Origin of the sequence: Cupriavidus sp. SS-3 (assembly GCF_035818815.1) — a bacterium.
In the GTDB taxonomy this organism is placed as follows: Bacteria; Pseudomonadota; Gammaproteobacteria; order Burkholderiales; family Burkholderiaceae; genus Cupriavidus; species Cupriavidus taiwanensis_C.
In genome coordinates this window covers 1-966 of the sequence record NZ_JAYLVT010000053.1, presented here as the reverse complement: position 1 = coordinate 966, position 966 = coordinate 1, and the positions used below count along the sequence as shown (strand labels likewise).

The 966-nt window shown below is 64.7% G+C and carries 1 protein-coding gene; it reads left to right on the top strand.

Going from position 1 to position 966, the window contains the following annotated elements; all coding sequences use genetic code 11:
• A partial coding sequence (locus tag U9J39_RS29380; RefSeq protein ID WP_326348801.1) for a bifunctional UDP-4-keto-pentose/UDP-xylose synthase occupies positions 1–966 on the top strand: 966 nt, incomplete at both ends.

The window sequence follows — 966 nt, the reverse complement described above, 5'->3', positions numbered from 1 at the left end:
CTGATTCTCGGCGTCAACGGCTTCATCGGCCACCACCTGACGCGCCGCATCCTGGAAACCACGCCGTGGGAGGTCTACGGCATGGACATGAACACGGACCGCCTGGGCGACCTCGTCGACCACCCGCGCATGCATTTCTTCGAGGGCGACATCACCATCAACAAGGAGTGGATCGAGTACAACATCCGCAAGTGCGACGTGGTGCTGCCGCTGGTCGCCATCGCCACCCCGGCCACCTACGTGCGCCAGCCGCTGCGCGTGTTCGAGCTGGACTTCGAGGCCAACCTGCCGATCGTGCGCGCCGCGGTCAAGTACCGCAAGCACCTGGTGTTCCCGTCGACCTCCGAGGTCTACGGCATGTGCGGCGACGAGGAATTCGACCCCGACGCCTCGCCGCTGGTCTACGGCCCGATCAACAAGCCGCGCTGGATCTACGCCTGCTCCAAGCAGCTGATGGACCGCGTGATCCATGCCTACGGCATGGAGCAAGGGCTCAATTACACGCTGTTCCGCCCCTTCAACTGGATCGGCGCGGGGCTGGACTCGATCTTCGAATCGAAGGAAGGCTCGTCGCGCGTGGTGACGCAGTTCCTGGGCCATATCGTGCGCGGCGAACCGATCAGGCTGGTCGACGGCGGCGCGCAGCAACGGGCCTTCGCCGACATCGCCGACGGCATCAGCGCGCTGATGCGCATCATCGAGAATCCCGACGGCGTGGCCAGCGGCAAGATCTACAACATCGGCAACCCGGACAATATCCACTCGGTGCGCGAGCTCGCCGAGATGATGCTGAAGATGGCCGCCGACTACCCGGAATACGCGCAGCAGGCGCGCCTCACCCAAATCGTCGAGACCTCCTCGGGCGACTTCTACGGCAAGGGCTACCAGGACGTGCAGCACCGCGTGCCGAAGATCGACAACACCATCGAGGAGCTGGGCTGGCGCCCCGAGATCGGCATGGAAGCG